The organism is Methylomicrobium album BG8, assembly GCF_000214275.2.
Lineage (GTDB): Bacteria > Pseudomonadota > Gammaproteobacteria > Methylococcales > Methylomonadaceae > Methylomicrobium > Methylomicrobium agile.
This window is the reverse complement of record NZ_CM001475.1, coordinates 1,038,581-1,061,720: the sequence shown is the minus strand read 5'-3', so window position 1 is coordinate 1,061,720 and position 23,140 is coordinate 1,038,581. Positions and strand designations below refer to the sequence as shown.

The window sequence follows — 23,140 nt, the reverse complement described above, 5'->3', positions numbered from 1 at the left end:
TCCTGTAATCTTCACCGATTTTCCAGAAGCCGAGGCGGACGCCAACGCTTTCAAAACCGCCTAATCGATTCGAATCGGACCCATTTTCAGCCGCGAAACCGTTGAATGACCACACTTCAGCTTGCTCTTCTATCCATCGGCGCATATGTCTGCAATGCGCTGTTGATCGCCCGCCATTTCCATAAGCACAGAAGCGAAAAAGCGCCGCTGTCGCCCGGCTGGATCGGCGCCGCCGCGCACTTTGCGTATATCGGGGCCAATTTCCAGCAATACCAGGGATTTAATTTCAGTTTTTTCAGCACCGCCTCGCTGGTTTCGATGATCGTATCCCTGCTGCTGTTGACTGCGGCATTGAACAAACCGGTCGAAAAACTCGGCGTGATCCTGTTCCCTATCGCCGCCCTGATGCTCGGGCTGGATTTGGTTTCGACCGAAAAGCCCCATCCGCTGCACATCCATAACTGGCAAATGAGCACGCACGTCCTGACTTCGATCGTCGCGTACAGCCTGCTGAACATCGCCGCGCTGCAGGCAATATTGCTGGCGATTCAGGATCGGCAATTGCATAGCCATCCGCCGAAACGTTTCATTCAATCCCTGCCCCCGCTGCAGACGATGGAAGCGCTGCTGTTCCAGATGCTCAGCGTTGGCCTGTTCTTTTTGACGATCTCGCTGATCAGCGGTTTTATCTTTATAAAAGATCTGTTCGCGCAGCATCTCGCACACAAGACGGTGCTGTCGATTCTGGCCTGGATCATCTTTTCCGGACTGATCCTCGGACGCATCCGCTACGGCTGGCGCGGACGGACCGCGATCAAGTTGACCCTGTGCGGTTTTCTATCGCTGCTGCTCGCCTATTTCGGCAGCAAGCTGGTTTTGGAATTGATTCTGCACCGCTGATGCCGCACCCTTTCTTACAGCGAAACCCGATGAATTTTTCCCAGGAACCGCCGGCTTCCCCCTGTGTCAGATGCTGTTGTCTCGACCGGAACAACCTCTGCCTGGGCTGCTTTCGCACCCTCGACGAAATCACCGGCTGGACGCAAATGACCGAGGCCGCGCGCCTGGCCGTTCTGGCTCAAACCGAAAAGCGGCGCCTGCAGCACGACAGAAGCGAACAATGATTTTTTACCCTCCCACCTTCCGGAAGCGCAACCATGAAACAATTACATCGTAAAGATTTATTCGGCTGGTCGGTTTTCAATGAAGAACGCAACCTGGACTTCCACAGTGTGCTGTGGGTTCACCCCCAAGGCAATGTTGCGATCGACCCGCTGCCGTTGTCCGCGCACGACCGCAAACACTTGCAGGCCCTGGGCGGTGCCAAGTTTGTGGTGATCACTAATTTCGATCACGTCCGCGCCGGCTGGCTGATGGCCCAGGAATACGGCGCCAAGCTCTACGGACCGGCCGGGGACAAGGATCTGATTCCGTTTTCCTGCGACGTCTGGCTCGACGGAAATGAAGAAATCGTGCCCGGGTTGACCGTGTACGGCCTGGCCGGTTCGAAAACGCCCGGCGAATTGGCGCTGCTGCTCGAAGACGAGACCCTAATCACCGGCGACCTGATCCGCTGCCATGTCGGCGGAGAATTGTGCCTGCTGCCGGACGACAAACTGCAGGATAAAAGCCAGGCGGTCGCCTCGGTCAAACGCCTGGCCGCCCTGCCCGACATCAAAACCGTTTTACCCGGGGACGGCTGGCCGCTGTTCAACAACGGCGGCGACGCGCTGCGGCGACTGGCCGCTTCGCTCTGAAATCAAGAAATATTAGAATACAAAAACTTACAGACTATAAGGTAGAGGAAAGGCGGATCTTGTTATATATTTTGATGGTATGGAGAAACGGGAATCGTAGCATTTTGGATCTCCATTCCGCCGTCAACGATAGAGGTTACTATTACAATGAATATCATTAACTTACGAAAACATGTCCGGCGCGCGACCGATACGCGTCCGAACAGTGACCGCCGCAGCTCGCCCAGTCGATTCACCGCCGCCGAAAGACAGGAAAGCGAATCGGCATTCGCCAAACTCAACCGGCGCAAAGCGGAAAGGCGCCTGAAGGACCGCAGAAAACCGCTGCCCAACACGAAGCAAGAGCATGAAACTTTGCCGCCGGGCACCCAATATGCGCGTTTCAAACTGACCCGCGGCGAGAGGAATCTGATTCAGGATATGTTCCTGAGCGATCTCGATACGGAATAATCGAAAAATTTTACCGGCAAGGGAAATTCGACGCGCTTCGGGAAGCTTTGGACGGGGCGGGCACAACTAAAGCTTCTCCCCTCCCGCCTATTATCGTGCTACTCCGGCTCCCGGCACTCGGGATTCCCGGCCTTTTGGCAAAGCTGGTAGCTCAACTGTTGAGCCCAATACACATAAGCCTGTTCGACATCATCCCAATCGTTGAACGAACCAACCAGCGTTTTTCCTCCAGCCCGGCAATCGGCCGAGGCCATCAACAACTCCCCGGTCGTCGAATCGGTCACTTTTCTCTCGATGCTGGCCTGGCCAACGAACGATTCGGTGCCGAACGCCAGCCGCTTCAGCAGCGACGACACGCGCGCCGAAGGATACAAGGTCGTGAGCTGGTCCAAGAACAAGGTCGAAGTCTCGGCATCGGTAATCGCCAACTGGACCCGGATCGTATCCGGCCCCGGACGGGTAACCAATTTAAAATCCTTCTTCAAGGCTTCACGCACCCGGTATTCCAGCAATTCTTTCAGGCGGCTGCTTTCGATCTGGGGGCGGTCGTTCAATCCGGAATCCAGGGTCTTCCGAATCAGGACCGGATCGACGATGATTTTTTTGTAATGCGACCAGTCGGCGCCTTCCTTCCAATAGCTCAGCAACGCATCGTCGTCCCGATCCTCCTCCAAAATCGAATAATCGTTCAGAAAGTTGCTGGTCTCGACGTAACGGGCCTGATACGTCCTGGCGCAGCCCACGGCCGAGAAAACAGAGAGAAAAATTGCAATACGGAGAAAAAGGACCATGGCACCACTTTAAACCGGTTAAAAAATAAACGACACGGTTTAAGTGTAATGCAATTCACCCGTTTGACTATGCGGCCCGCGGACCGGAATGCGGAAGGAAAAACTCAAGACCTGCCGGCCGGGCCGGCAAAAGGTCTTGATGACTGCTTGAGAAACTTGAAAAAAGGACCCGTTGTAGACGAGTCAAGCGTAAGTGAGTTAGTAGCCGCCGATTCCGTTACCCAAAAATGAACCGGCCGCGGCACCGATACCGGCCGCCAGCGGGTCGCCCCTACCCAACTGGTAACCCATCACGCCGCCGATCACACCGCCCGCCAAGCCGTTTGTGGAAGGACGGCCGCCGCCGGAATAGTAAGGCACCGGAGCAGGGACAGGAACAGGGACAGCTGCCGGCACAGGATAAACCACGGCCGGCGGAGGGGCCATGTAGCTTACCACCGGCTGCGGATAATAATGATTCACGACCGGGGCAGGATAGTAATGGCCATGATAATGGGGGCGATGTCCCCAGCCGTAACCATGTCCGTGATGATGGCCCCACCGATCCGCGAATGCTGCACCCGGCAACATCATGGCCGACACAGCCAGGGAAATGAATAACAATGACTTTTTCATAAAATCGTTCTCCATGATGTATCAACTATTTAAAAAATAACGGTTAAAATTTTCGTTGGTTGCATTATCCATGATTTAACTGAATGCTTCCTTAACGAAAAAAATAATTTGACAAGGTCAAGGAACAAGACGAAAAAGCGGAGCGATTCAATGAATCCGCTTCGTCCACCGGCTTATCTGCCGATTTCGTTACCGATCAGGGAACCGGCCGCCGCGCCGACGCCGGCCGCCAGCGGATGGCCGTTGCCGACCTGATAGCCCAGCGCGCTGCCGACCACACTGCCCGCCAATCCAGCCGTGGAGCGGAGGTCCGGCTCGGGCTGCCGATAAGACTGCGGCGCCGGAACGGGTGCCGGATAGTAATGTGCAGGCGCGGGCGGCGCTACCGGCACATAATAATGCACCACCTCGTCCCGGTGCCCATGCCTATGCTTGTAATGCCCTTTGGCCTTGCCGTGATGGCCGCCGGAAGCTTCGGCAGCGCCTGCAAAGCTCAGGGCCACCGCAAAGGTCGGGATTAAGGTCAGTATTTTTTTCATAGCCGTTTCGGAATGTCAGTTAAAAGATCAGTCGTTATCAAAGTTTAAAATGATGATGTTATCCATTATAAGCCGCATGATCTGAACGGAGGCTTAACATGCGGATATTGGCGGCCCGATTGCGCAGCGGAATATCTCCGGCTACTTGATCCGCCTTCCAGGATGATTTCCCCCCTATATTTTTCCCGACAGCGCTTATAATAGCTGCCTTTCTTCACATCTTAAGACGAGCGAATCGATCAATGGAAAACTTCATTCCGGGACAACGTTGGATCAGCAATACCGAATCGGAATTGGGACTCGGGCTGATTCTCGAAGCGGCCTACAACCGGGTCACGGTGTTGTTCCTGGCAACCGGCGAGAAAAGAATCTATGCGCGCGATAACGCCCCGCTGACCCGCGTCAAATTTTCACCCGGAGAGACGATCGAAGCCATCGACGGCTCCAAAATCACCGTGCAGTCCGTATCCGAAAATAACGGCGTCATTACCTATATCGGCAGAAACAAGGCAGGCAAGGAAGTCCGCATGGAAGAAATGGAACTGAACCACCACATTCAATTCAACAACCCCCAGGACCGCCTGTTCACCGGCCAGTTCGATCCGCCGTCCTGGTTTTCGCTGCGCTACGATACCTGGCGGCGGCTGCGCGAACACCATCAGTCGCCGGTCAAGGGCCTGATGGGCGGACGCACCAGCCTGATCGCACACCAAATCTATATCGCCCACGAATGCGCGAACCGGCTCGCGCCGCGGATCATGCTCGCGGACGAAGTCGGCCTCGGCAAGACGATCGAAGCCGGGATGATCCTGCACCATAGGCTGATCAACGGGCTCTCCGTCCGTATTTTGATCATCGTACCCGAGACGCTGCTGCACCAATGGCTGGTCGAAATGCTGCGCCGCTTCAATCTGCGCTTCAGCATCGTCGACGAGGAGCGCTGCCGCAACGTCAACCTGGAAAACGAGCTCGCCGACGAAGAGTTCGACGAGGAACCTCTTGAAGACGAAAACGTGTTCGTGAACGAACAACTGGTGCTGTGCAGCCAGTCGTTTTTCAGCCGCTATCCGAACCGGCGGAAGCAGGCGCTGGAAGCGGGCTGGGACATGGCGATCGTCGACGAGGCGCACCATCTGGAATGGAGCGAAGCCAATCCGAGCCCCGAATACCTGTTCGTCGAACAGCTCGGCCTACACACGCCGAGCCTGATTCTGCTGACCGCAACGCCCGAGCAACTGGGCAAGGAGAGCCACTTCGCCCGCCTGCGGCTGCTCGATCCGGACCGCTTCTACAGCTACAGCCGTTACCTGGAAGACGAGAAGCACTTCGAGCCGGTCGCCAATGCGGCGCGCGCGCTGCTGGCCGAAGAGACATTGACCGATGAAGCCGCCGCGGCCCTGCGGGCGCTGGTCAAGGACGACAATGTCGAAGGCCTGTTGAAAAACCTGAACAATCCGGAAAAATCCGCGCATGCGCGCGCGCAATTGATCAACGTACTGCTCGACCACCACGGCACCGGCCGCATCCTGTTCCGCAACTCCCGGCATACGGTGCAGGGTTTCCCCGACCGCGAACGCTACGGCTACGTGCTGGAAGGCCGGGAAAACCGGGACGATCCCGAACAGGACCCGCGCTTTGGCTGGCTGGTCGATACCATCAAACGCTTCGGCGGCGACAAGGCGCTGTTGATCTGCAAAAAAGCGCAAACCGCGATCGACCTGGAACAAACGCTGAGGAACCGGACCGGCATCGCCGCCGCGGTCTTTCACGAAGGGATGACGATCATCGAACGCGACCGTGCAGCCGCCTATTTCGCCGACCAGGAAAGCTCGGCCCGCCTGTTGATCTGCTCCGAAATCGGCAGCGAAGGCCGCAATTTCCAGTTCGTGCACCAATTGATCCTGTGGGACCTGCCCGTCAACCCCGATTTGCTGCAGCAACGGATCGGCCGCCTCGACCGGATCGGCCAGAAACACATCATCGGCATCCATGTGCCGTACCTGCGCGGCAGCGAACAGGAACTGCTGTTCCGCTGGTACGACGAAGGCTTGAACGCGTTCCGCCATAACAACTCGGCCGCCCAGCACGTCGCGGACGAACTCGCGGCAGAGCTGGATGCCCTGCTGGCCGCGCGCGACTTCGATTTACTCGACGGCTTCATCGCCAAAACCCGCGAGCGCAGCGCCGCGATCGAGGCCGAACTGCATCAGGGCCGCGATCAATTACTCGAACTGAACTCCTGCCGCAAAGACATCGCCGACAAATACATCGACGCGCTGCAGCGCTACGAACGGGAAAGCCATCTCTGGCAATACATGGAAGACGTGTTCGACAGCTACGGCGTGGATACCGAATTCCATTCGCCCGATTGCTTCATCGTCAAACCGGGCGACCATCTGCGCATCTCGCACTTTCCGAGCCTGTCGGAAGACGGCATGACGGCCACGATCAACCGGTCGATTGCGCTGGCCCGCGAAGATTTCCAGTTTTTGACGATGGAGCACCCGATGGTGCTGGGTGCAATGGACCTGGTCATTTCCAGCGAAACCGGCAATGCCTCGATCAACGTGGTCAGGCATCCGGACCTGAAGGCAGGGCAATTCCTGCTCGAATGCCTGTTCGTGGCCGAATGCAGCGCGCCGCCCGAACTGCAGATCGGCCGCTTCCTGCCGCCCACGCCGATCCGCGTGCTGATCGGCCAGAACAAGCAGGACCTGACCGATACCGTCGATTATGACGACCTGATCGATGCCGGCATCACCTTCGACAAGGGTAAAATCGTCGCGTTCATCAACAACCAGCGCCATCATCTGACGCAAATGCTCGGCGTTGCCGAACAACGCGCCCAAAGCGACAAACACGCGCTCGTTCAGCATGCGGCCCAAGAAATGCTCGGCTCGCTGGCCGAAGAGATCAAACGGATGATGCGTCTGCAAAAAGTCAATCCGTCGATCAAGCCCGAGGAGATCGAACACCTGAAGGAAATGACCCTGCTCGCGCACGACAATATCGAATCGGCCGAGCTGAAACTGGACGCAGTAAGGTTTCTGATCACTCATTAGGCGAAACAATGAAATTGCCGATACGGATTTCCCGATTGACGCTTTACGGCCTGACCGTATCGGGAAGTCTGTATCTTTACTCTTTAAACGGATATTTGAATACTCTCCATTCCGAACTCCCCGTGCTCGCGGAATGGGAAATGACTCTTCCCTGGAGTATTCGGGTAATGACCTCGCAAGCCTTCATATGGGTCGCCCCGGCAATCCCGCTGCTTGGCGCCATCGCGGCATGGAAGCTCACAAATAATGCAAAATTATATTTTTCGGTCTTGCTGGGATCACTGCTGGCAATGATTATTTTAGTGTTTTTTATTTTTCTTAATGAGCCATTGGAAGGCCATCTGGTATGCTGCTGAATTGCAATTTACTCCTGCGCGCATCAAACACTTGATCCTGCCAATTCAAGCCAAAAGAAGCTGCGGATTCGATCGAACGCTCCATTCAACTATCTCCCATTCCATGATCAACATCGGCAAAACCAACTCACTCAAGGTCGTCAAAATTCAAGGCCCGAACATTTACCTCGGCCTGCCCGGCTCGCCGATGGTGCTGCTGGCGGACAAAAAGCCGTCCAAGGCCTGTCAGGTCGGCGACAGCGTTCCCGCTTTCGTGTATATCGACGGCGAAGGCCATCTGGCGGCGACCCTGCAAAAACCTTTGGCCGAAGTCGGCGACATCGCCTGGCTGAAAGTCGCCGCGGTCAATTATTACGGCGCGTTTCTGGACTGGGGCATCCCGAAGGACCTCCTGGTGCCGTTCAGCGAACAGATCGCCGAAATGAAGCCCGGCCGGTCTTATCTGGTCAAACTGTACGAAGACGTCAAAGGGCGGATTGCCGCAACGACCAAACTCGACCGTTTTCTATCGGATGAAGGACCGGAGTTCAAAGCCGGCCAGCAAGTCGCCCTGCTGATCGCGGACCCTACCGAACTGGGCGTCAAAGCGATCGTGGACAACACCCACTGGGGCATGCTGTATCAAAACGAGCTCTTCCGCCCGCTCCGCAAGGGCCAGAAGCTGACCGGCTACATCAAAAAAGTCCGCGACGACCACAAGCTCGACCTGACTCTGAACGAACCCGGCTACGGCAAGATCGATCCCTTGGCCGACCGGATCCTGGCAGAACTGGACAAACACGGCGGCGTCCTGGAACTTGGCGACAAAAGCCCGCCGGAAGCGATTTACGCGGCCTTCGGCACCAGCAAAAAAGCCTTCAAACAGGCGATCGGCGCGCTTTATAAACAGCAGCTGATCGTGATCGAAGACCATACGGTCCGGCGAACCGGACAACCGGCGGGCAGGGATTCAGTTTGAAATTGGACAATTATTAAGGGAAAAACGTCCGGCAAGGATAAAGACCGGCCCGAACGGGAAACCTGCTTCAAAGTAGTCCGGCAAGGCGATGCATGGGGCGTTTGGCGACTGGAGTGCTTGTAGGGCGTTTGTTCAAATACGGATTAAGAGCCAGCCTATATAAAATCCCCCCGGCCCCCTTTTTTTCAAAAAGGGAAAGCGGCATTCCTTTTTCAAAGGCGGGAATCGGCATTGTCGAAGGGGCGAGGGCAGGAGTCGCTTCAACAATAGCCCAAACGACGTCCCTTTTTGAAAAGAGAGCGATATGCTAGCGACATCCCCCCTTTGGAAAAAAGGGGGGATTTGCTCTGTAAGCCCCGCGGTACCGTGTGCAGCGATTTCAGATTGCCGCAATAACGGAGCGTGATCACCACCTAAACGTCGGGTAACGATAAAGCGGGCCCGACTACCAGGCTAGGGACAGGTTCTAAAACCCGCAGCGCTTTGAATCCGGTTATCTAATCGGGACGCGCAAGTCCGTGATAATCTCACCGCCCAACAACCCTTTGCCAAGCTTGCGGCCGCATCCTTTCTCTTTAATCGAATCGTTGGGAAAATTGTCGAAGTAAGGCGCGGCCACGCTGCGCGGACAGACATCGTCGTCGGGGTGCGCATCCGGGTTACCGTCGATCGCGTGGTGATCGACCCGCGCCGAATAGCGGTAATCGTCATGGCCCGGATTCTTTTTCGTGGTAGCGATGGGATCGTTCGTACAATCGAAGGTAACTTTATACCCGACCGTCAATTTCTGTTTCGGCCGCAAGCGTATCGGCAGGCGCTTCAGCAGCGGGGCCGTGATCAATTCGACCTGAGGAGATAGACACTCGCCCAGCGAATCCACGTGCAGATCGACCAATTCCGCTAGCATTGCCGCACCGGTGATTGTTTCGATGTGGCGACTGCGGTTTTGCAACGTCACCTTGACCGTCTTCGCGACGGCTGCGAACGGTTTCAGTTTGATTTTTGCCGGCGCCTTGATTTCGGTCACGGCAAAGTCATGATCCACGCTGCCGGGCACACGCTTTGGATTGACCGTAGTCATTTCGCTCGCCGCGTTGTTCGCCATGTTCGGGTCCGGCGTCGCGCTGGCGATGTTGACTTGGTTGGTCAGCGAACCCGCCGACTTTGGCGTCACGGTCAAGCGCCAGGTATGGCTTGCGCCGGCGGCCAAATCTTGCAGCGGGCAGTTCAACACCGAATTGCTGAATGTACAGGTGCCGCAATTCGTGCAGCGCACGCCCGCCACGCCGGTTGGCACGGTATCGGTCAGCACCAAACCGGTCGCGATCGAGGTGCCGAGATTATTTATGGTCACCGTGTAGACCAGGTCGCTGTCGACCGTCGCCGGGTCGGGGTTGTCGCTTTGGCTGACTACCAAGTCTGCCTGCGTGGCCGGCGCCAGATTGAAGGTGGCAACCACAGCCTTGGCAGCGGTCATCGTCAAGCTGCAGGTAGAGGTCCCCGAACAGGCGCCACCCCAGCCGGCGAAGGTGCTACCGGCGGCCGGATCGGCCATCAGGATCACGGTGGAACCGGCGCTATAATTTTCCTCGCAGTCGGTCCCGCAGGCGATCCCTGCCGGGGTACTGGTCACCGTGCCGATGCCGTTGCCGGTCTTTCCGACAGTGAGGGGATAGGTTGTGACTGGCGGAGTGCTCGTGTGCTCGGCCCACAGTGCGAGTCCGGAATAGCTCTCGTAACCGTGCACCAGGATGTAGTAGCGGCCCGCCGCAGGATTAGTCCCCTCGCACTCTTCGTCGTTGCCGAGCACGTATGGACGGCAATCGAACTCGGTCAGGGTGGGCGCGGAGCCGAAGCGAACGTACAAATCCGCGTCGCCCGTGCCGTCCGCCATCTCAATCTTCAAACCGGTCGCCCCGGCCGGCACATCGATATAGAAATGCCGTTCGGAACCCGCCGCTCCGTCGAGATTACCCCGCAGCTCGCCGTTGTTCAAGGGCTCGGAACCCGGCGGTGGTGCGACGCCCCGGTATTCGGCCTTGAGAGAGACGCCGGCGTAGGCACTGTCGCCGCGCACCATGATATAGTAGCGGCCCGCCGCAGGATTGGTCCCCTCGCACACCTCGTTGTTGCCGAATTTGAATGGACGGCAGTCGAACTCGGTCAAGGTGGGAGCGGAGCCGAGGCGAAAGTACAAGTCCGCGTCGCCCGTGCCGCCCGCCATCTCAATCTTCAAACCGGTCGCCCCGGCCGGCACATCGATATAGAAATGCCGTTCGGAACCCGCCGTTCCGTCGAGATTGCTCCGCAGCTCGCCGTTGCTCAAGGGCTCGGGACCCGGCGGTAGTACGACGCCCCGGTATTCGGCCTTGAGAGAGACGCCGGCGTAGGCACTGTCGCCGCGCACCATGATGTAATAGCGGCCCGTCGGAGGATTAGTCCCCTCGCACTCCTCATCGTTGCCGAGCACGTATGGACGGCAATCGAACTCGGCCAGGGTGGGCGCGGAGCTAAAGCGAACGTACAGGTCCGCGTCGCCCGTGCCGCCCGCCATCTCAATCTTCAAACCGGTCGCCCCGGCTGGCACATCAATATAGAAATGCCGTTCGGAACCCGCCGTTCCATTGAGATTGCTCCGCAACTCGCCGTTGTTCAACGGTTCGGGGGCACCCGGCGTCGATTCCAGGTACTCGGCCTTGATGGAGATGCCCGAATAATCCCTGTAACCATACACCAGGATGTAATGGCGGCCCTCCGAAGGGTTGCTCACCAGGCATTCCTCGTTGCTGTCTGCCTTCTCGGAACCGCAACCGTAGGCGCTCCTGGCCGGTGGACTGTCAAAGCGCAAGTACAGATCCGCGTCTCCCGCTCCTCCCGAAAGAGTGACGGTCAGCCGTGTCGCCCCGGCCGGAACATCGATGTAATAGCGCCGCTCAGAACCGGCGGCCCCCGACAGACCGGTCACCACCTGGCCGTTTGCCAAGCCCTGCGCGGTGGATGAGGAGGTCGTCACAGTGACGATGTTGGAATTTCCGCTGTTGCCGTTGGCGTTGTAGGCCCGCACCCGGTAATAATAGGTCGTGCCCGCCGTCAGCCCGCTCACCGAGCGGCTGGTATTGGTTCCCACGTCCAAAAGCCGCTATCCCTGGCCACATCCAAGCGGTAGCCGTCGGCTGTGGCAGCCGCGCTCCAATTGGCGGTAAAGCCGTTGGCGGAGAGATTGCCGGCGACATTAGCCGTCGGCGCGGGGGGCACGGCGATGGAGGTTTCGGCGACATAGCTGGCGGTCAGGGTGACACCGGAATAGGCCGTGTAGCCCTGCAGCATGATGTAGTAACGGCCGGCCCGGGGGCTGGCGACCAGGCATTCTTCATCGGGGCCGGGGGGCAGGTAGGGGCGGCAGTCGTAGGCGCTGGTGGCGGGCGGGTCGTTGCGCCGAAGGTAGAGGTCCGCGTCCCCGGTGCCGCCTGACATCCGCACCCGCAAGGTGCTCGCGCCGCTGGGCACATCGATGAAAAAATGGCTTTCCGAGCCGGCGGTTCCGGAGAGTCCGCCGACCACCTGGCCGTTGCTCAAAGGTTGAGGACCGGCAGCGGCTGCGGTAGTCGCGGAGACCGTGTTCGAGTTTCCACTGGTTCCGGCGGCCCCGTAGGCGCGCACCCGGTAGTAGTAGGCCGCGCTCGCGCTCAGGCCGCCGACGGCGCGGCTGGTGGCGTTGCCTACATCCAGGTTCTGATACCCGGCGACGTAGCTGGTGAAGCCGCTATTCGGGGATACGTCCAAACGATAGCCGTCGGCGCCATTCACCGGCGTCCAGTTAGCCGTGAAAGCAGAGGCCGTCAGGTTGGTGGACGGCAATGCGGTGGGAGTACCCAAGCTCGGAGCGCCGCCCACCCCCAGGGCTCCCGCCACGTCGATGCGGGGTTTGGTGATTCCATTACGATAATCCATGACCGGCTGGCCGGTGGAAGCCAGCGCATTCAGGGCAGCGGCGACGGAAAGACCGGGGGTCTTCTGTTTCAACAAGGCCCAGGCGCCGGCCACATGGGGAGCCGCCATGGAAGTCCCGTTGAAATTCGCAAACCCGTCGCCGAGTATGGAAGACCGGATATTTTCGCCGGGTGCGAGCAGGTTGAGGAACCCGGCTGAGTTGGAAAATTGGGATACTTGGTCGTTCTTGTTGGTGCTGCCCACGCTGACAGCCGTGGAGATACAACCCGGCGCGCCCATGCTGTCCGTGTAGGATGCGTTTCCCGAAGAAATCACCGTGGCGATGCCCACCGAACGCAGGTTGTCGATGATCGTCTTGACACTAGAATTCTGGGCGTCGCAAGAGGCTTGGTTAAGGTATTGCCCGCCTCCAAGGCTCATGTTCACTGCAGCGATGTTGTAACTGGACCGAAGCGCGAAGACCCGTTCGAGTCCTTGCAAGATATCACCCCAGGTTGCCGTCGTGCATGGCGCAGGCTTCTCGCCGCAAGCATCTTGTGTGGTGACTTTAGAGAAGACCTGCACCGCAATGATTCGGGCGTCCGGAGCCACGCCCGAGAAACTACTCCCGCGGCCCGCCACGATGCCCGCCACATGGGTACCGTGATCGCAATTCGTGGCACCAGTACAATTGACCCCGGAGCCGACGGCGGTGGAAGCGGCGACGCCGCCCGGACACACGGACACCACAGCCTGTGGAGCGGAAGTGGTCGAATAACAGGCTTCCGAAACCACTTTGCCGGCCAGGAAGGGATGATTCTTGTCGACCCCGGTGTCCAGGACGGCGACGGTCTGTCCCTGCCCCGTATACCCGGCGTTCCAGGCCTCGGTGCCGCCAATCAGGGGAACGCTGTCCGCCAGGGTGGGAAAGGCGAGGCGGTCTTCTTCAATGCTGGTCACGTCATAATCATGGGCCAACTGCGCCAACTCATCCGAGTCGACCTCCACGGCAAGAAAGGGGATGGTCTTGAACCGCTTGATGCTGCCTTTTCTCTGAAGGGGCGTTGCGGCCAGCACTGCCGATTGCGCGTCGGCGATCTCCTTCTTCTGCAATTGGGCCTGGGCGGGGCTGAGCTTTCCTTCCGGCGCGAAGGCGGCCCGCACGCCAACGATGACCCGCACCGTTCCCCGGTTCTGGGCCGTGGTCTGAAGATACTGCAAAGACTCGACAACGGCCGGGTCGCCGCTGGCGCTCACCGAGACGGCGTCGGCGACCCCGAGAAAGCCGCGCTCCGCGTCCGCGGCCCATGCCGACGGAAAGCATGCCAGTAGAAGGAGCAGTAAGTACGAAGCGGCAAGGTTGTTGCCGGTCCCCAAAAGCCTAAGCACCGTTTTTTTCCCGATTCTTTATGGAAGCGCTGAACTATCCTGGATCTTCATCCCGAAGTATCATCCATTGATTACCTTTCTTAGTTTGGTGCATCTGGAAATCACGCACCTGCGCCTCGTTCTTGGTCGAGCGGGGCGTATGAATTATCGTCGCACTTACACTCTGCGGGTATCCACCCTACCCGGCTTGAAAAATCAATGCTTCGCCGAAAACAAGAACGGCAAATACAGGGTTAGGTGCTTTTTTTAAAGTGTTGTCAATTCTAAGTCCTCACAAAAGCTGTTACAATCAAGCCAGACAGGTATTTTATCGGTAGGAGCGACTTATGTCGGTAAATGACAAAATAAGATTAATGCGGGAAGCTAAAGAGTTAACCCAAGAACAGGTAGCGGAAAAGCTAGAAATGTCTAAAAACGGCTATGGTGATATTGAGCGGGGCGACTCCGACATAAAATTATCGAAACTCGCAAAACTGGCTGAAATTTTTGAAGTGCAGTTGCCTGAATTAGTGGATCTCAGTGAAAAAGGGGCATTGAATGTAAACTTTGCTTGTAAGCAAAATAATAAGCACCTTCAAAGTAAAGTTTATATTGGCTCATCCAATGCCGAATTAGACAAGCAGCAATTGATTATTGAACTAAAAGACAAAGAACTTGCTCTCCTGCAACGTGAAATTGAAAACCTAAAAATCCAAATTGCCCAGTTGCAAAAAATCAATGCGCTGTTAGAGAAAGATCAGGGCCATTAGGATCATAGGGTCGTAGAACCGCATCAATTGCGAACGATGCGGTTCGAAATCAATCGAGTCTGACCCGAATGGCACTTACTTAACCACCTAAACGTCTTCAATAAATCCAGTTTCTTACCCTAATCTCTCTCATTTCATTTAATCTTTTTCGGATGCTTTTGTTTTTTTATATCCTCCCTGGCTTCATGTCTTGGTTTTGTCAGTAGCGGATAAGGTTTGGGTCGTCGTTTGATGGCTCGAGGTTCGATTCGTCCGGGTCGATGGCCAACCGACTGTGCAGCCACCCACAGCAGAAGGCTAGAGCATTTAAATCCCGGATGCCATTGCAAAATGCGGCGTTCCAGAAAATGCACCGAGGTATCGGCCAGTTTGCCCAGCAAGGCGTAGATCAGAATCGCCAATACCACGACGTCGGTCTGCATGAATTCCCTGGCGTTCATGGCCATCTGGCCGATGCCGGAGGTGGTGGCAATGGTTTCGGCGACGATCAGCGTCAGCCACATCAAGCCCAGCGAATACCGCAGCCCCACCAATATGGAAGGCAAGGCGCCGGGGAAAATGATCTGGCTGAACAATTGAGGGCGTCAAACCGTACACCCGGCCCATTTCGATCAGTTGCGGATCGGTGGTTTTGATGCCGTGATAGGTGTTGGCGTAGATTGGGAAAAACACCCCCAACGTTACCAGAAACACTTTGCCGGCTTCGCCGATCCCGAACCAGATGATGACCAGCGGAATCAACGCCAGATGCGGCACGTTTCTGATCATTTGCACCGTGGTGTCCAGAAACCGTTCAGCGGTCCGGAACAGGCCGTTGAACAGGCCCAGAAAAAGCCGATGCTGCCGCCGGCCAGCAAGCCCCAGCCGGCGCGTTCGGCGCTGGCGGCGATGTTGTCCGCCAGTGCGCCCGAAAGCGTCAAATCGATCGCGGCGCGGACGATATCCATCGGCGCCGGCAGGATTTGCGACGACAGCCAACCGTTTTCGGCAGCGATAACCAGCGGCGATCAACAAAGCCGGCAACAACCAGCCCGATAGCCCTGCAAGCCAGTGAGACAAAGAAACGCCGGTTTTCACGATACCGCCGCCAATGGGGTTGCCACATCGACATGGCCGGTATCGCCGACCGGACTCATGTAAATCACGGCGTTGTCGTTGTCTTTTTTGCTGTCGACCGGCAACAGCGGAAACAGCAATTCGGCGACGCGATAGGCTTCTTCGAGATGCGGGTAGCCGGACAACACAAAATTGTCGATGCCCAACTCGGCGTATTCCTGAAGCCTTGCCGCCACGGTTTCCGGCGAACCGACCAGCGCCGTGCCGGCGCCACCGCGCACCAGGCCGACGCCGGCCCACAGGTTGGGCGATACTTCCAAGGCTTCGCGGCTTCTCGACGCGCCCCATCGGGTCAGTTCCGCCATCCTGCGTTGACCCACGGAATCGGAGCGTTTGAAGGCTTGCTGGGCTTTGGCGATCGCTTCATCGTCGATGTATTGGATCAAATCGTCGGCGGCGGCCCAGGCTTCTTCGTCGGTTTCCCGGACGATGATATGCAGGCGCAAACCGAATTTCAGGATTCTGCCTTTGTTCTCCGCGCGTCGGCGGACATCGGCGATCTTTTCCGCCACTTGCGCCGGCGGCTCGCCCCAGCTTAGATAGGCATCCATTTCGCCGGCGGCAAATTCGTGCGCGGCGTCCGACGAGCCGCCGAAATACAAAGGCGGATGCGGCTTTTGCACCGGCGGAAACAGCAGTTTTCCGTCTTCGACCCGCGTGTGCCGGCCTTCGAAGTCCACGGTTCTGCCAGCCAGCAGTTCCCGCCAGATGTGCAGAAATTCCTCGGCATATTGGTAACGGTCGTCATGGGATTGGAATATGCCGTCACCGGCCAATTCGGCGGAATCGCCGCCGACCACCACGTTCAACAACAAGCGGCCGCCGGAAAATCGATCCAGGGTCGAGGTCATGCGCGCCGCGCCCGCCGGCGTCAGCACGCCCGGACGCAGCGCGACCAGGAATTTCAGACGTTGGGTCAGCGCGACCAGCGAGGAAGCGACGATCCAGGCGTCTTCGCAGGTGCGGCCGGTCGGAATCAGCACGCCTTCGTAACCCAGTTCGTCGACCGCGCGGGCTATTTGCGTCAAATACGGGTGGTCCGCCGGACGCGCCTGTTTGCTGGCGCCTAAATAACGCCCATCGCCTTGGGTGGGTAAAAACCAGAAAATTTTCATGATACTTTTGCTCCTAATCGGAAGGGTTGTTTCGGCTTTCCTGCGGGCATAAGCCTTGATCGTCTTTTTGAAACGCCGGCATTCAAGCGCATGCATGCCGGACTATAGGGCGGTTATTTGTCCTTGGACTGCCACACCGCATCCTCGACTTCGATGACCTTGGGCAATAGCTTGATATCCAGCAAGGTATCGGCAATTTTTTGTTGGGCGGCAACGACTTCCGCTGTCAGATGCGCGGATCCGTAGCTGCTGCGGCGCAGGGCTTTTTCGAGAATGTTGGCGTCGACGCCGACATGAACGGCCAGTTTTTCGGCGGCTTCGGCGGGATTATTCTTGACCCAGGCATCGGTTTTGCGCACTGCCTCAAGCACGATTTCGATCAATTCGGGGTATTTTTCGACGAATTCACGCCTTGAGGTATAGAACGCATGGTTGTTGACGATGCCTGTGCCGTCGGTCAACGTCCGCGTAGCCAATTGCACTTCGGCGGCGGCATAAAAGTAATCCCAAATCGACCAGGCGGCGACATCACCGCGTTCGAGCGCGGCCCTGGCATCGGCCGGCGCCAGATAAGCCACCTCGATGTCGTTCAGCGTCAAACCGGCCTTCGCCAACGCTTGAATCAGGAAATAGTGCGCGTTCGAGCCTTTGGCGGTCGCGATTTTTTTACCTTTTAAATCAACGACGCTTTTGATCTCGGAATCCGCTTTCACAACCAAACCTTCGCCCTGCGGCGAGGCCGGTTCGTTGGCGACGTAAACCAGAGGAGAACCTTTGGCGGCCTGGGCGAACACCGGCGGCGTTTCGCCGGTGACGGCAAAATCCAGCTTGTTGGCGTTCAAGGCTTCCAGCATCGGCGGGCCGAACTGAAACTCCGCCCATTTGACGCTGACACCTTTGTCTTGCAGGCGTTTTTCCAGCTCGCCGGTCGATTTGAGAATGATCAGCGGACCGTATTTTTGATAGCCGAGAGTGATTTCCTTCGGCCAGGCTTCGCCGTCGGCAAAGGCGTTATCGTTCATGAAGGCCACCAAAATAACGGCCATTTGCAGCAAACGATTCAATGTCGGAAAAGATTTTTTAGTCATACATGGCTCCCCATGAGTTATATAGCCAAAATCGCTACGCTATTGTTCGCCGTCATTGCCGTAGGCCGCCAGCCATTCCTTGTTGTAAACCGCGACGTAGCCGCCGCCGTAATCCCTGTTGGCAAAATTCTGCCATGGGGTCGAAACGATATTTAATATTCCGCCACTGATTCTGATAGGGCAGCTTGGCGAATTTGGCGTCTTGCTCGCTTTGGCTTCTGCCGGCAAATCCCGAGAGGCGCGGCATTCTTCATTCGCGGCAAGGCGCCCTCTGTTCGTCAATAACCGTCCCGATGCCAGGTAATATTCCCGATAAAAGTCATCGGTAAAAGGTTCGATCCTCGTTTTAGCGTGCAACATGCGGCATTCCCTATAAAAATGACGAGTAAATGATCCGGTCGTATAGTCAGCGCGCAATCCGCAAACGAAACTGAAAGTTATCCGCCCGGCAATAAAGATATTCGAAAGTCAAAGGCTGCCCGTCCCGGCTATGGGTAAGGCGCTCCACGCGTAATATCGGAGTGCCTTTGGCTATTTGCAGCAATTCGGCAATTTCGCTATCGGCCAGTATGGCGTCGATCGCCAAATCGGCGAAACCGAGCGCAATGCCGTATTGATTTTCGAAAATCAGAAAAAAATCGCGGCCTGGCAAATCCTCCTTGGCCAGCCGTTCGCCCAATGTTGCGCTCATGTAACTGACGTCGTAGGAAACCGGTTCGCGATTCAAATAACGAACGCGCTTCAATTCGGCGATACGTTCGGGCTCCGCCAGATCGAGCCGCTGCCTTGGCTCGTCCGAGTCGGCCGTGCCGTTGCCGGCGGCAAAATCAAGCCCGACCACACGGTTGTACACTTCATAACCCTGCCTGGACATCGCCTCGGCAAAACCCTGCAAGCGCGCCAAGTCTTGAAAAGGTTTGGGCTTGGAAACGAACATGCCTTTGCCGGCAATCTTGAACAGCAAACCTTCTTTCTCCAACTCCCCCAATGCCTGGCGCACGGTGATCCGGCTAACGCCATAACGTTTGATCAAGTCGCTCTCCGACGGTAAGCGTTGATGCGGCTGGTAAGTGCCGTTGACGATCATGGTACGGAGTTCATCCCGGATACGGGCATACAATGGGCCCGGTGTCGGGTGAGAAAAATTCGAAGTGGATGTCACAAGTGTTGTCACGATATAACTCGTCATTACAGGCTAATACTGCAATAACTAATCAAACTCCGTGCCAATCTGTTTTTTAACCGGGTTTTTATTGAAATGTCATTTATTTTCATAGGCTTGAAAATTCAATCCCTATCCGATAGACCAACCCAAGCCTCTGAAATATTTTTATGCTGCTGGTTTATCAGCAGTTTTTGTTGATTGCCTGTTGGTTAGTCAGCAGGCCGTGTGACAGGTATTGGCTGGTAAAGATAGAAAAGAATCTGGCTGATTTCTTACCCACTGAGGAAGCGGGTTTTATTGTTTAAATTTCAAAGTCAGTGAACCGCCGCACGCCGGCAGGCAAAGCGAGGTGTCCGGTTTAACGGAACTATGTTAGGCTGGGCGGATTCGAGCAAACGCTTGCACCCCACAAGAGGAGCGACGCCTTGACGAGCCCCGACCGCACCGATCCGGCCGCCGCCGAGCCTTTGTCCCGACGGACAATGATGCTGTACGCCTTGCCGCATCTGACCGATGCGGTGATGACCCTGCCGATGGCGTTGTTCATCCCGGCCTTTTATGCCGGCGAAATGGGGCTGCCTTTGGCCGGCGTCGGCGCGATGATCTCCGTTTCGCGCATCTTCGACGTGCTGACCGATCCCGTGATCGGAACGATCAGCGACCGCTGGCACAGCCGCTGGGGCCGGCGCAAGCCCTGGCTGGCGGTCGGCACGCCGGTCATCATGATCGCCACCTGGATGCTGTTCGTTCCGCTGCAAAACGCCTCGCTGCTCTACCTGATGGTCTGGGCGAGCCTGCTGTCGATCGGCTATTCGATCTTCGACCTGCCTTACAAGGCCTGGGGGGCCGAACTGTCGACCGGCTACCGGGAGCGTTCCCGGATCGCCGCCTGGCGCGAAGGCTTCGGCGCCACCGGCCAATGTCTGTTTCTCGCCGTGCTGGCCGCGATGGGGCTGGCGGGACATCAAGGCGGCAGCGGCGAAATGCGCGCCATCGCGCTGATGGTGATCCTGTCTCTGCCGCCCTTGGTCGCGGTCACGCTCTGGCGGGTGCCGGAACCGCCGTCCGAAAAATTGACCGGGGAAATTTTGATCGGCTGGCCAGCGCTGCTTTCCGTGTGCAAAAACAGGGCATTTCTCCGCACCGCGATCGCGATCGTACTGTTCGGGGCCGGCCTGATGATCCAGGCAAGCCTGCATAAACTGGTATTGAAACACGTGATCGGCCGGCCCGAACTGTTCGCGCCGCTGATTCTCGGCGAAACGGTCGCCTCGCTGGCCGCGATGCCGCTGTGGCTGCGGCTTTCGGACCGGATCGGCAAGCACCGGGCGGTCACTCTCGCGGCGCTCTGGGTCGGACTCTGGAGCCTGCCCTTTCCCTGGGTCGGCGCCGGCGACATCGCATTCTACGGCACCCTGATCATGCTGCGCGGCAGCAGTTTCGCAGCCATTTTCTTCCTGTCCAATTCGATCGCCGCCGACGTGATCGATCAGGACACGCTGGACACCGGCAAGCAACGCACCGGCCTGTTTTTCGCGCTCTGGGGCATGGCGATCAAGCTGGCCGTGGCGCTCGGCGTGATGATGGGCACCGGCTTTCCGGCCTTATTCGGTTTCACCCCGAATGCCGCAAGCCACAGCCCGGCGTCGATCTCGGCGCTAATGCACATCTACGGCTGGCTGCCCGCCTTGATCATGCTGCTCGCTTTCCCGCTGCTCTGGAATTTCCCGATCGACGAGGTCCGCCACCGGGAACTGCGCGCCCAGATCGAGGCAAGGCGGAATTCCTAACCCGACGGGTGAGTTATGCCCTCCATCGCCGTCAAGATAAAGGAGCTGCCGCTTTGAGAATCGCCCTGATCACCGACGCCTGGCATCCGCAAATCAACGGCGTCGTCACCACGCTGACCCAGACGATGGAAGTGTTGCGCCGGCTCGGGCACACGGTCGAACTGTGCGCCCCGGACCGCTTCTACACCTGGCCCTGCCCCGGCTATCCGAACGTCGGCCTAGCGTTTTTGTGCGGCCCGCGCCTGCGCCCCACCCTCCAGGCATTCAAGCCGGACGCGATCCATCTGGCTTCCGAAGGCTGCGTCGGTTTCGCCGCGCGGCGTTATTGCCGCGAGATGGGCTACCACTACACGACATCCTTCCACACCCGCTTTCCCGAATATTTCAAGATGCGCATCGGCCTGCCGCTGTGGATCGGCTACGGCTACATGCGCTGGTTTCACAGCGAAAGCGCGCGCGTGATGGTCACCACTGAATCGATGCGGCAAGCTTTGGCCGCCAAAGGCTTCGAACGGATGGTGATCTGGTCGCGCGGCGTCGATACCGACCTTTACCGGCCGCGCGAGAAAGATTTCTTACGGGACGAACGCCCGATCTTTGCCTATGTGGGACGCGTGGTGGTCGAGAAAAACATCGAAGATTTTTTGAAGCTGGAGTTGCCCGGCACCCAATATGTGATCGGCGACGGGACACAGCGGCCGGAGCTCGAACGGAAATATCCGAAAGCCCGCTTCGTCGGTTTCCAGACCGGCGAGATGCTGGCTCGCTATATGGCCGCCGCGGATGCGATGGTGTTTCCGAGCCGCACCGACACCTTTGGCCTGGTGATTCTCGAAGCCCTGGCCGCCGGCGTGCCGGTCGCGGCCTTTCCCGCACCCGGCCCGATCGACATCATCGGCAGGGCCCCGGTCGGCGTACTCGGCGCCGATCTGCGGCAGGCCGCGCTGGACGCGCTGAAACTGAATCCGGCCGACTGCCGGCGCCATGCGCTGAATTATTCCTGGGAACAAAGCGCGCGCCAGTTCCTCGGCCATTTGACGCCGATGATCCGGGGACCTCACGAGACTTATTTCAAAACCTGAATCCGGCTCGATCCGCCGCTCTACGGATTGCCATCCGGCCTGCAAACGATCGAACCGGATTTCAGCCCATCGAACCGATAGTCTTCCGGAAACGGCTCAGCGCCAGTACAAAGAAAACGCCGCCGATTCCGAGCAAGGCGAGAAACTGCGGCCAGACGGTCTCCACCCCCGCTCCCCGATAGAGAATCGCCTGCGCCAGCGCCACGAAATGCGTCGTCGGGGCGGCGAGCATCAAATTCCGCACCGCTTCCGGCATGCTCTCGCGCGGCGTCATGCCGCCGGACAACATCTGCAGCGGCAGCAGCACGATGATCATCAATAGCCCCATCTGCGGCATCGACCGCGCCACCGTGCCGAGAAAAATCCCCATCGAGGTGGCCGCGAACAGATGCAGCGCCATGCCCGCCACGAACAGCCCGATCGAGCCCTCGATCGGGACTTTCAGGATGCCCTGCACGACGAAGACGACCGAAGCGGTCGCCGCTACGGCCACGACCAGTCCCATCGACCACACCTTCGCCATCATGATTTCGAAAGGGGTCAGCGGCATCACCAGCAAATGCTCGATGGTGCCGTGCTCGCGTTCGCGGATCAGCGCCGCGCCGGTCAGGATGATCGACAGCATCGTGACGCTGTTGATCACTTCCATGACCGAGCCGAACCACATCGGCTCCAGGTTCGGGTTGAAGCGGGCGCGGATCTCGAGTTCGGCCGGAAACACGAACGGCGCACGATGCCCCTGCAGAAAGGCGGCCACCTCGCCGTTCACGATGTTCTGGATGTAATTGTTGCCGATGAAGGCCTGCGACATGCGCGTGGCATCGACATTGACCTGGATCGCGGGCGCCCGCCCGGCCAACATGTCGCGCTGAAAGTCGGGAGGAATGTCGAGCACGAAAGTGTACAAGCCGATATCCAGCCCCGGATCGGCGGCGTACGGATCGATGACCGCCGGCGTCTGGAAATAAGGCGGATAAAAGGCATTCCCGATCCGGTACGACAAGGGCGAACGGTCTTCGTCGACGACCGCGATCGGTGCCTTGTGCAGAGCACCCGGCAAGCCGGTCGCGGTCAGATAGACCTGGCCGGTAAACGCGAAGGCGATCAGGACCAGCATCAGCCTGTCGCGGGCGAGGCTGCGCAGTTCCTTGACGCCGAGATGGAAAATGTTGAGCAGCGTCTGCACCG

At 57.9% G+C, this 23,140-nt stretch carries 21 protein-coding genes and 3 pseudogenes; 10 read left to right on the top strand and 14 right to left on the bottom strand.

Features of this window, described 5'->3' with window-relative positions:
• Positions 1 to 105 precede the first annotated feature (105 nt).
• From METAL_RS04615 to METAL_RS04600, 4 genes are all read left to right on the top strand, one after another.
• Positions 106 to 900: a cytochrome C assembly family protein gene (locus METAL_RS04615; protein ID WP_005370078.1), complete on the top strand. Its 795-nt coding sequence runs from the start codon at positions 106 to 108 to the stop codon at positions 898 to 900.
• 29 nt (positions 901 to 929) lie between these two features.
• Positions 930 to 1,124, top strand: coding sequence for a DUF1289 domain-containing protein (locus METAL_RS04610; protein ID WP_031431008.1), 195 nt, complete (start codon positions 930 to 932; stop codon positions 1,122 to 1,124).
• Between the two features lie 33 nt (positions 1,125 to 1,157).
• On the top strand, positions 1,158 to 1,757 hold the full coding sequence (locus tag METAL_RS04605; RefSeq protein WP_005370075.1) for an MBL fold metallo-hydrolase: 600 nt from the start codon (positions 1,158 to 1,160) through the stop codon (positions 1,755 to 1,757).
• A gap of 147 nt (positions 1,758 to 1,904) precedes the next feature.
• The gene (locus METAL_RS04600) at positions 1,905 to 2,207 is read left to right on the top strand and encodes a hypothetical protein (RefSeq protein WP_005370067.1); all 303 of its coding nucleotides are present in this window, start codon (positions 1,905 to 1,907) and stop codon (positions 2,205 to 2,207) included.
• 98 nt (positions 2,208 to 2,305) lie between these two features.
• Here METAL_RS04600 and METAL_RS04595 read toward each other — a convergent pair whose 3' ends face one another.
• The 3 genes from METAL_RS04595 to METAL_RS04585 form a co-directional block, all read right to left on the bottom strand.
• Positions 2,306 to 2,998: a DUF3313 domain-containing protein gene (locus METAL_RS04595; protein WP_005370062.1), complete on the bottom strand. Its 693-nt coding sequence runs from the start codon at positions 2,996 to 2,998 to the stop codon at positions 2,306 to 2,308.
• A 198-nt stretch (positions 2,999 to 3,196) separates the two neighbouring features.
• The gene (locus METAL_RS04590) at positions 3,197 to 3,613 is read right to left on the bottom strand and encodes a hypothetical protein (protein ID WP_005370061.1); all 417 of its coding nucleotides are present in this window, start codon (positions 3,611 to 3,613) and stop codon (positions 3,197 to 3,199) included.
• A 173-nt stretch (positions 3,614 to 3,786) separates the two neighbouring features.
• Positions 3,787 to 4,152: a glycine zipper 2TM domain-containing protein gene (locus METAL_RS04585; protein WP_005370058.1), complete on the bottom strand. Its 366-nt coding sequence runs from the start codon at positions 4,150 to 4,152 to the stop codon at positions 3,787 to 3,789.
• 242 nt (positions 4,153 to 4,394) lie between these two features.
• Between METAL_RS04585 and rapA the strand changes: the two genes are divergently transcribed.
• The 3 genes from rapA to METAL_RS04570 all read left to right on the top strand — a co-directional run bounded on the left by rapA (position 4,395) and on the right by METAL_RS04570 (position 8,528).
• The gene (gene rapA, locus METAL_RS04580) at positions 4,395 to 7,214 is read left to right on the top strand and encodes an RNA polymerase-associated protein RapA (protein WP_005370056.1); all 2,820 of its coding nucleotides are present in this window, start codon (positions 4,395 to 4,397) and stop codon (positions 7,212 to 7,214) included.
• 8 nt (positions 7,215 to 7,222) lie between these two features.
• Complete coding sequence (locus METAL_RS04575) at positions 7,223 to 7,570, top strand: hypothetical protein (protein WP_005370055.1); 348 nt, start codon at positions 7,223 to 7,225, stop codon at positions 7,568 to 7,570.
• A gap of 103 nt (positions 7,571 to 7,673) precedes the next feature.
• Positions 7,674 to 8,528, top strand: coding sequence for a CvfB family protein (locus METAL_RS04570; RefSeq protein ID WP_005370053.1), 855 nt, complete (start codon positions 7,674 to 7,676; stop codon positions 8,526 to 8,528).
• 493 nt (positions 8,529 to 9,021) lie between these two features.
• On the opposite strand, the gene METAL_RS19815 is transcribed toward METAL_RS04570, so the two are convergent.
• The 3 genes and pseudogenes from METAL_RS19815 to METAL_RS20480 form a co-directional block, all read right to left on the bottom strand.
• A complete protein-coding gene (locus METAL_RS19815; RefSeq protein ID WP_031431003.1) occupies positions 9,022 to 11,655 on the bottom strand; it encodes a pre-peptidase C-terminal domain-containing protein in 2,634 nt (877 codons plus the stop codon).
• Positions 11,628 to 13,847 (bottom strand): S8 family serine peptidase, encoded by a 2,220-nt coding sequence (locus METAL_RS20485; RefSeq protein ID WP_005370047.1) that lies wholly within the window; start codon positions 13,845 to 13,847, stop codon positions 11,628 to 11,630. Before METAL_RS20485 ends, METAL_RS19815 begins: the two co-directional genes overlap by 28 nt.
• Before the next feature lie 64 nt (positions 13,848 to 13,911).
• A pseudogene (locus METAL_RS20480) lies at positions 13,912 to 14,007 on the bottom strand (IS5/IS1182 family transposase); the annotation flags it as partial.
• Between the two features lie 166 nt (positions 14,008 to 14,173).
• On the opposite strand from METAL_RS20480, the gene METAL_RS04555 reads away from it, so the two are divergent.
• Entirely contained in the window at positions 14,174 to 14,596 is a 423-nt protein-coding gene (locus METAL_RS04555; RefSeq protein ID WP_005370045.1) for a helix-turn-helix domain-containing protein, read from the top strand.
• A 134-nt stretch (positions 14,597 to 14,730) separates the two neighbouring features.
• Here the strand turns inward: METAL_RS04555 and METAL_RS22090 are convergent.
• The 7 genes and pseudogenes from METAL_RS22090 to METAL_RS04530 all read right to left on the bottom strand — a co-directional run.
• Positions 14,731 to 14,904 (bottom strand): annotated as a pseudogene (locus METAL_RS22090) (IS4 family transposase); the annotation flags it as partial.
• Positions 14,905 to 14,985: 81 nt separating this feature from the next.
• Positions 14,986 to 15,370, bottom strand: a pseudogene (locus tag METAL_RS21945) (ABC transporter permease subunit); the annotation flags it as partial.
• The gene (locus METAL_RS20470) at positions 15,361 to 15,543 is read right to left on the bottom strand and encodes a hypothetical protein (RefSeq protein ID WP_213069551.1); all 183 of its coding nucleotides are present in this window, start codon (positions 15,541 to 15,543) and stop codon (positions 15,361 to 15,363) included. The pseudogene METAL_RS21945 and the gene METAL_RS20470, both read right to left, overlap by 10 nt.
• 126 nt (positions 15,544 to 15,669) lie before the next feature.
• Positions 15,670 to 16,827 (bottom strand): FMNH2-dependent alkanesulfonate monooxygenase, encoded by a 1,158-nt coding sequence (ssuD, locus tag METAL_RS04545; protein WP_005370043.1) that lies wholly within the window; start codon positions 16,825 to 16,827, stop codon positions 15,670 to 15,672.
• Between the two features lie 113 nt (positions 16,828 to 16,940).
• The gene (locus METAL_RS04540; RefSeq protein WP_005370041.1) at positions 16,941 to 17,915 is read right to left on the bottom strand and encodes a sulfonate ABC transporter substrate-binding protein; all 975 of its coding nucleotides are present in this window, start codon (positions 17,913 to 17,915) and stop codon (positions 16,941 to 16,943) included.
• Between the two features lie 39 nt (positions 17,916 to 17,954).
• On the bottom strand, positions 17,955 to 18,275 hold the full coding sequence (locus METAL_RS04535) for a hypothetical protein (protein ID WP_005370039.1): 321 nt from the start codon (positions 18,273 to 18,275) through the stop codon (positions 17,955 to 17,957).
• A gap of 46 nt (positions 18,276 to 18,321) precedes the next feature.
• The gene (locus METAL_RS04530; RefSeq protein WP_245549466.1) at positions 18,322 to 19,002 is read right to left on the bottom strand and encodes a GntR family transcriptional regulator; all 681 of its coding nucleotides are present in this window, start codon (positions 19,000 to 19,002) and stop codon (positions 18,322 to 18,324) included.
• Between the two features lie 503 nt (positions 19,003 to 19,505).
• Between METAL_RS04530 and METAL_RS04525 the strand changes: the two genes are divergently transcribed.
• Positions 19,506 to 20,870, top strand: coding sequence for an MFS transporter (locus METAL_RS04525; protein ID WP_005370035.1), 1,365 nt, complete (start codon positions 19,506 to 19,508; stop codon positions 20,868 to 20,870).
• A 53-nt stretch (positions 20,871 to 20,923) separates the two neighbouring features.
• On the top strand, positions 20,924 to 21,952 hold the full coding sequence (locus METAL_RS04520; protein WP_005370033.1) for a glycosyltransferase family 4 protein: 1,029 nt from the start codon (positions 20,924 to 20,926) through the stop codon (positions 21,950 to 21,952).
• 61 nt (positions 21,953 to 22,013) lie between these two features.
• Here METAL_RS04520 and METAL_RS04515 read toward each other — a convergent pair whose 3' ends face one another.
• Entirely contained in the window at positions 22,014 to 23,138 is a 1,125-nt protein-coding gene (locus tag METAL_RS04515) for an ABC transporter permease (protein ID WP_005370031.1), read from the bottom strand.
• Positions 23,139 to 23,140: the final 2 nt, after the last annotated feature.

Coding starts and splice junctions, on each gene's coding strand:
- METAL_RS04600 (WP_005370067.1), top strand. CDS start 1,905: ATGAATATCATTAACTTACGAAAACATGTCCGGCGCGCGACCGATACG.
- METAL_RS04605 (WP_005370075.1), top strand. CDS start 1,158: ATGAAACAATTACATCGTAAAGATTTATTCGGCTGGTCGGTTTTCAAT.
- METAL_RS20470 (WP_213069551.1), bottom strand. CDS start 15,543: ATGGATATCGTCCGCGCCGCGATCGATTTGACGCTTTCGGGCGCACTG.
- METAL_RS04575 (WP_005370055.1), top strand. CDS start 7,223: ATGAAATTGCCGATACGGATTTCCCGATTGACGCTTTACGGCCTGACC.
- METAL_RS04530 (WP_245549466.1), bottom strand. CDS start 19,002: ATGATCGTCAACGGCACTTACCAGCCGCATCAACGCTTACCGTCGGAG.
- METAL_RS04570 (WP_005370053.1), top strand. CDS start 7,674: ATGATCAACATCGGCAAAACCAACTCACTCAAGGTCGTCAAAATTCAA.
- METAL_RS04585 (WP_005370058.1), bottom strand. CDS start 4,152: ATGAAAAAAATACTGACCTTAATCCCGACCTTTGCGGTGGCCCTGAGC.
- METAL_RS04595 (WP_005370062.1), bottom strand. CDS start 2,998: ATGGTCCTTTTTCTCCGTATTGCAATTTTTCTCTCTGTTTTCTCGGCC.
- METAL_RS04590 (WP_005370061.1), bottom strand. CDS start 3,613: ATGAAAAAGTCATTGTTATTCATTTCCCTGGCTGTGTCGGCCATGATG.
- rapA (WP_005370056.1), top strand. CDS start 4,395: ATGGAAAACTTCATTCCGGGACAACGTTGGATCAGCAATACCGAATCG.
- ssuD (WP_005370043.1), bottom strand. CDS start 16,827: ATGAAAATTTTCTGGTTTTTACCCACCCAAGGCGATGGGCGTTATTTA.
- METAL_RS04540 (WP_005370041.1), bottom strand. CDS start 17,915: ATGACTAAAAAATCTTTTCCGACATTGAATCGTTTGCTGCAAATGGCC.
- METAL_RS04610 (WP_031431008.1), top strand. CDS start 930: ATGAATTTTTCCCAGGAACCGCCGGCTTCCCCCTGTGTCAGATGCTGT.
- METAL_RS04555 (WP_005370045.1), top strand. CDS start 14,174: ATGTCGGTAAATGACAAAATAAGATTAATGCGGGAAGCTAAAGAGTTA.
- METAL_RS04535 (WP_005370039.1), bottom strand. CDS start 18,275: ATGTTGCACGCTAAAACGAGGATCGAACCTTTTACCGATGACTTTTAT.
- METAL_RS04615 (WP_005370078.1), top strand. CDS start 106: ATGACCACACTTCAGCTTGCTCTTCTATCCATCGGCGCATATGTCTGC.